This window comes from Chroococcidiopsis sp. (genome assembly GCF_051657925.1).
In the GTDB taxonomy this organism is placed as follows: Bacteria; Cyanobacteriota; Cyanobacteriia; order Cyanobacteriales; family Chroococcidiopsidaceae; genus Chroococcidiopsis.
Map to the genome: position 1 here is coordinate 1 of NZ_JBOFLP010000288.1, position 6,354 is coordinate 6,354.

At 45.3% G+C, this 6,354-nt stretch carries 5 protein-coding genes; 4 read left to right on the forward strand and 1 reads right to left on the reverse strand.

What is annotated here, in order from left to right; genetic code table 11:
• The first annotated feature begins 388 nt into the window (after positions 1–388).
• The 3 genes from ACRC32_RS23445 to ACRC32_RS23455 all read left to right on the forward strand — a co-directional run bounded on the left by ACRC32_RS23445 (position 389) and on the right by ACRC32_RS23455 (position 2,711).
• Positions 389–1,645 (forward strand): 5'-methylthioadenosine/S-adenosylhomocysteine nucleosidase family protein, encoded by a 1,257-nt coding sequence (locus tag ACRC32_RS23445; protein WP_438556238.1) that lies wholly within the window; start codon positions 389–391, stop codon positions 1,643–1,645.
• 127 nt (positions 1,646–1,772) lie between these two features.
• The gene (locus tag ACRC32_RS23450) at positions 1,773–1,961 is read left to right on the forward strand and encodes a hypothetical protein (protein ID WP_106165912.1); all 189 of its coding nucleotides are present in this window, start codon (positions 1,773–1,775) and stop codon (positions 1,959–1,961) included.
• 339 nt (positions 1,962–2,300) lie between these two features.
• On the forward strand, positions 2,301–2,711 hold the full coding sequence (locus ACRC32_RS23455) for a hypothetical protein (protein WP_438556239.1): 411 nt from the start codon (positions 2,301–2,303) through the stop codon (positions 2,709–2,711).
• On the opposite strand, the gene ACRC32_RS23460 is transcribed toward ACRC32_RS23455, so the two are convergent.
• The gene (locus ACRC32_RS23460; RefSeq protein WP_438556240.1) at positions 2,695–4,032 is read right to left on the reverse strand and encodes a HEAT repeat domain-containing protein; all 1,338 of its coding nucleotides are present in this window, start codon (positions 4,030–4,032) and stop codon (positions 2,695–2,697) included. The genes ACRC32_RS23455 and ACRC32_RS23460 overlap by 17 nt on opposite strands.
• A gap of 588 nt (positions 4,033–4,620) precedes the next feature.
• Between ACRC32_RS23460 and ACRC32_RS23465 the strand changes: the two genes are divergently transcribed.
• Complete coding sequence (locus ACRC32_RS23465) at positions 4,621–6,237, forward strand: ferredoxin--nitrite reductase (protein WP_438556241.1); 1,617 nt, start codon at positions 4,621–4,623, stop codon at positions 6,235–6,237.
• Positions 6,238–6,354 lie beyond the last annotated feature (117 nt).

Consider the following 6,354-nt stretch of genomic DNA (forward strand, 5'->3'; position numbering starts at 1 on the left):
GCTTTGTGGTGGACTGTATCTACTCGGAAGTACGCTAGCAGATCTGCAAACTAAAGGGAGTTGCGCGAATCCTGCGATCGTCAATCGTTGTAACGCTCCCGCGCGCTAGCACCGATTATGCGATCGACTAGGTATCAAAATCTTGTTCTCGGCTCCCGACTCCCCTGTACGGGCGCACATGTACGGGCGCACCACTGTGCGCCCCTACCGACTCCCGCTTCTTACAGCAAACGCTGACGAATAAGTCAACTTTTCTATAGTTTCACGACAAAATACAATGTTTGATTCTAAGTAATAGTTAAGTTGCAAATACTACCATTTTGAATGGTTGCCAATACTACTATCCTAATGACCGAACGTTAAAACAAGAGGATAGGAGAGCAAAACCATGAAATTTAGTAGGAACACGACCGTTAGCAGTTCGCGTTGGTGGCAACTGCCAGTTTTGCTCTCTTTTGCGTTTCAGTTACCCGTCAGCAGCACTCAAGCCGCTCCGATTCAAGGGGAGTGTAAAGCTAATACTGATGCAGTTCCCAGAATTGCTCTCGTTTCTGCATTTTCTGGTGAGGCAGATCGATTTATTGATGAAATGCGCTTGAATGACGGCAAAAACAAATTCGATGGCTGCGTAAATATTAACGGACATCGCTTTAGTAAGGGAAAATTGCGCGGTAAGAACGTCGTTGTCGTGCTGACTAATATCAGTATTGTCAACGCTACAATGGTGACGCAATTAACGCTAGACAAATTTAACGTCTCAAAAGTAATTTTTAGCGGGATCGCTGGTGGAGTTGGTGGGGTTGGGGCAAACGACGACGACCCTAATACCCCAAATGAGACACCCATCGGTTCGGTAACGATCCCCAAACGGTGGGGGTTCCCCCAAGAGACGTATTTCAATAACACGGCAGAAATTGTACCGTGTGCGTTCTCACCCGGACTTCAACTCAATCACGTCCTGCAAGACCCATTAGAGGAAGCCAAGACTTGCAATTTTTTACTAGGACAAGCATCTGAACCAGGGCAAGCTAACCAAGAAGGAATCTTTCAACCCGATGCTAAGAATGCTTTTTTACGCAATACAAATGTCAGTTCCGATCGCGCACCGCAATTTTACTTCAACCAGAACAACGAACAGATCATCCGTCAAGTGCCATTCCCAGGCACGTCTGTCAACCCAGAAACAGATCAGGACTTAAAATTCTGGTTTACGGTTGATGAGGCAATGTTTAAAAAAGCAAGTCAGCTGGAAGTTGAATTATTAGATTGTCCTCAAGTGGACCAAGCGGGAAATTGCGCTACTACGCCGATCGATCCACCACCTCAACTCATCGTCGGTCAAAATGGGGTCGCTGGACCTACATTTGTTGACAACGCCCAATATCGGAAATTTCTAGCGACAACCCTTAATTTTGACGAACAAGGCAACCGCAACGCCGACACGGATGTACTAGTTGTCGATATGGAAACCACCGCTTCGGCAATGGTAGCCTATTCCAACAACGTCCCTTTCATGGCTGTCAGAAGCGTTTCCGATTTAGCTGGTGGTGGCGAAGAGGCAGCTGCAACGCAAATCGGCACATTTTTTGCGATCGCAGCGGAAAATCAAGCACGGGTTGTATTTGCTTTCCTAGAAAAGCTGTAAGCGATTGGTTGGCAGCAACCTCGTCCGATTGTGAAAATCGGCAACGCCTAATTCCCTTGATTACCAGTGGTAGCCAACGCAGTATATATTTACTTCGTGCTACCTGTAATACTGGAGGGTTCAATTTATGTCTGCTCATGATGCTAATGCACCTGCTCATCCTACAGACCCAACCATGTTGGATAAAGGATTGACTAAGCGCGAATACATTGCTGCGATCGCCCTAGCCGCAACTGATGCTAGTGCAACAGCCCCAGAACGAGCCAAGCAAGCTGTTGAACTGACAGATGCTCTGTTTAAGGCATTGCATGGTTAATTTGTAATTAATAATTCGTAATTCGTAATTATTGCTTTGTCATTATTGTTTTAGTTGCGAATTGCGAAGAATCAAGCGTTAATTAGTGCCAACGACTTTATTTCTTCCGAGCTTTGTTTTATAATATCTATATTACAATGGGAATATTTGCAACTTTTAAAAATTTGAATATATTTCCATTATTAAGCAAATAATAACAAAAACTTCACGCCAAATCAAGTAGCTAACTTTCTTATTTATAGATAGTAGGGCGGGCATTGCCACCTTGAATTGCCTCCATTAAATAGAACTGCCATAGCAATTTCTATAATTAGAGAAGGATAGCTACTCAGTAAAACAATGGAACGTGGTTTGATTTGGTTGCCACTGCTAGGATTATTTTTTTGGTTAGCTTGGCAGGGACGAAACGAATTTCAAAAAGTAGAAGCATACCAAAATTGGGCGCAACAGTTTGAAAAGTCAAAATATGATATTTATGCCGTTTTGGGGCAAAGCGGCAACGAATTAACTTGGGGAAAACCAACACGCACGGGACCCATTGACCTGAAAACTTTTTCTTTAGAACGGGTGCAAGAAATTCGCTTACTAGTAGAGGAAAAGCCAGTAGTGTTGGAGACACCACCAAATAAAGGTAACGCGATCGCGCTAGAATTTATCATGCAAGATTCACAAGATACCGTGCGAATTCCTTTTACAGAGATACCCATTGCCGTAGAGTGGGGTAAATATTTACTTAAAAAGAAGAACTGAGTTCCCATTCTCGCAAAGCGATCGCGACTCCCTGTTGTAGTTGCGGTGAAATATTAGCATCAGCAGCAAGTTGAGTTAACTGTTGATAGGCAGCAGTAGAATTTAACTGTTTGAGAGCAGCGATCGCGTGCAATTTGACGGCAAGATCTGAGTCCGCCAGTAATTGAATCAGCGATGAAATGGCTGGCATTTCACCTAATTGACCTAAAGACAAAGCGATCGCTTGCTTGAGTTTGGCGTGTTGTGCTGCTAAGCAATTGGTACGCAGCAATTCGAGTAAAATCTCTGCTGCTTGTGGCTTTAAACTTAACTGTTCGACTCTTCCTAAAGCGTTAATTGTTTCTTGCCAAATTGCGATTGAAGTTATTTGCTCGAACACTTGCCGTAAATATTCCAGACTGGCTGAGGTTTCAATTCTGCCTAGAGCTAAGACAATTTCTATCTGTAAAGCGCTCGGCGTATGGGGAGACTGCAAGACTCGGAACAAACCTGTTGCAGCTCGATCCGTTCCTAATCTACCCAACCCGTTTGCAGCAGCTAGACAAACATCTATGCTGAAGTCATACAATCTCAGCAACAAGAGATCGACTAAATTCAATTCTTCCCGCAAGTCGGGGCGAAAACTCAAGCCAGTAATAGCTTCTTTTCTCACTTTTGCCCCCAAATCGCTTAAAGCTTCAACCAAAATGGGCGGAATTTTAGGATCGTGAAAGCTACTCAAAGCTTCGATCGCGATCGCTCTAATTTCCAGATCTGCGTCTCGAACAACACTGAGTAGAGGCTCGATTGTTTCTTTGGTACGAATATAGGCAAGCGATCGCGTAGCTAGCGCTCTTGTATTCTCTCGCTTTAACAACTTTGTAATTGCAGATACAGCATTCGAGCCAATTTCTGCTAGAGCTGCGGCTGCTATTCCCTGTTCTTCTGGATTTGCTGATGTTTGCAACAACTCTACCAAAGCCGCGATCGCTTCTGGATTGTCAAAAGTCCCCAAACTCCGCACGGCAAACCAGCGCAATTCTTCATCCGCATCTTCATCTGCCAAAATTTCCAATAAAGATGCGATCGCCTCTCGTCCGAATTTAGGCAGTAACTTCGCCACATCCCACCGTTGATGAAAATCTCCCCAGGTCAAAATATCGATTGCCCAAGCGAGGGGAGTCGGGGAAGAGAGCTGGGGATGCTGGGGGAGAAAAATTAATTCTGTCTCCAATCTCCTGTCCGCCATGAGTTGCTGAAGGCATTGGAGTAGCAACGCCCAGTTAGAAGCAGCGTGGGCGAGTTGTGCCTGTTCTAACAAATTAGCAGTCTGTAAATTCACGGTTAAATTACTGCGATTTGAATTAGATAATTGTCAGTCTGACCTAATTGAGACATGCTACATCCGTCTTTGTACCGATTTCTATGTCATATCTGCATAGTAATGATGCAAAAAGTTCAATAAAAGCAATGATTTGTTACTTAAGTTACGAATTGGTAGGAAAAATCCGCGTAAGTTAGTTTCTAGCAAGCAAGCAACACGAGTCGGCACTCGATCGAACTGCGATCCATCAAACTATTATTCAGACTGCAAGGACTGGGGTTGTTGCTTAAATTCGGAGGGTTAATAGTACAGAAGGCGATCGCAAAGTATCGAATGTATCAAAAATACAGGGATGACTTTTCATATGATGCCATTTTAAAACAACTGCGTGGTGTCTTGTCTGATTCCAGCCCCAAACGAAAGGAAGGTGCGTCGCGAACGCCCATCATACCGATGAAAAGAAGATTTTGCCAAGGAAGACAACGGACAGCAGGTTGTAACAAAATCTGAGAGCTGACAGAAACTTAGAACTAGCAGAATTTTTGATTTTTTCAACATAAGTGCTGGTAGTGGCACGAAAATAGCAGATAACAGGGATAAAGCCATATGACGGACGCAGCAACCTCCAAGGCAAGTCTGAATAAATTTGAAAAATTTAAGGCAGAAAAAGATGGTCTTGCGGTTAAAGCAGAGATCGAACAATTTGCCTCTATTGGCTGGGAAGCGATGGATGAAACAGATCGCGACCATCGCCTTAAGTGGCTAGGCGTGTTCTTTCGTCCAGTCACTCCAGGTAAATTCATGATGCGGCTGCGGATGCCTAATGGCATTATCACCACCCATCAGATGCGAGTGCTGGGTGAAGTCCTGCAACGCTATGGCGATGACGGTAGCGCAGACATCACTACCAGACAGAATATTCAGCTGCGGGGCATTCGGATTGAAGACTTGCCAGAGGTCTTTCAAAAGTTTGCTGCTGTGGGATTAACCAGCATCCAATCGGGGATGGATAACGTCCGTAACATCACTGGCGATCCGCTAGCAGGACTCGATGCCGAAGAGTTATTTGACACGCGAGACTTAGTGCATCAAGTGCAAGACGCAATCACCAATTACGGTGAGGGAAACCCAGAATTCACCAACCTACCGCGAAAATTTAATATTGCCATTACTGGTGGACGCGATAACTCCGTCCATGCAGAGATCAACGATCTTGCTTTCGTGCCTGCGTTTCAGGAAGGGAGTCGGGAGTCGGTAGGGGCGCACGACCGTGCGTCCCTACAGGGGAGTCGGGAAAAAGAATTTGGTTTTAATATTCTGGTGGGGGGGTTCTTTTCTGCTAAACGTTGCGAGGCAGCGGTTCCTCTCAATGCTTGGGTAGCACCAGAAGAAGTGGTTGCTGTATGCAGAGCAGTTTTGGAAGTTTATAGAGATAATGGACTGCGAGCCAATCGACAAAAAGCTCGCTTGATGTGGCTGATTGACGAGTGGGGGATGGAAAAATTCCGTCTAGCTGTAGAAACCCGAATGGGTAAATCTTTGCGATCGGCAGCCGCTAAAGACGAAATTGACTGGGAAAAACGCGACCACATTGGAGTCTACGCTCAAAAACAGCTAGGACTAAACTACATCGGCTTACACGTTCCTATCGGGCGGCTCTACGCTCAAGATATGTTTGAAGTAGCGCGGTTAGCAGAAGTTTATGGTAGTGGTGAGATTCGCCTGACTGTAGAACAAAACATAATTATTCCCAACATTCCCGATTCGCGTCTTGGAACCTTCCTGGCGGAACCACTCTTACAACGCTTCTCTATAGAACCCGAGACACTGACCCGAGGACTCGTATCATGTACGGGCGCTCAGTTCTGCAACTTTGCCTTGATTGAAACCAAAAATCGAGCGCTGGCAACAATTAAGGCGATAGAAGCAGAACTAACATTTACTCAACCAGTCCGCATTCACTGGACGGGATGCCCCAACTCCTGCGGACAACCCCAGGTAGCGGACATTGGGCTGATGGGAACCAAAGCCCGTAAAGATGGCAAAGCTGTAGAAGGCGTTGACATCTATATGGGTGGCAAAGTCGGCAAGGATGCTCATTTAGGTAGCTGCATTACAAAGGGAATTCCCTGCGAGGATTTGCAGCCAGTATTGCGAAATTTACTCATCGAGCATTTCGGCGCTAGACCGAGGCAAGAAGCCATCTTGGGAGCGAGGGGCTAGGGACAGCAACCAGGGATCGGTGACCAGTTAACCGTTAACTGTCAACTAACTACCAATTACCAATTACCAATTACCAATTACCACTTCAAGAATGACCAAGTTTACAAGACGGCAATT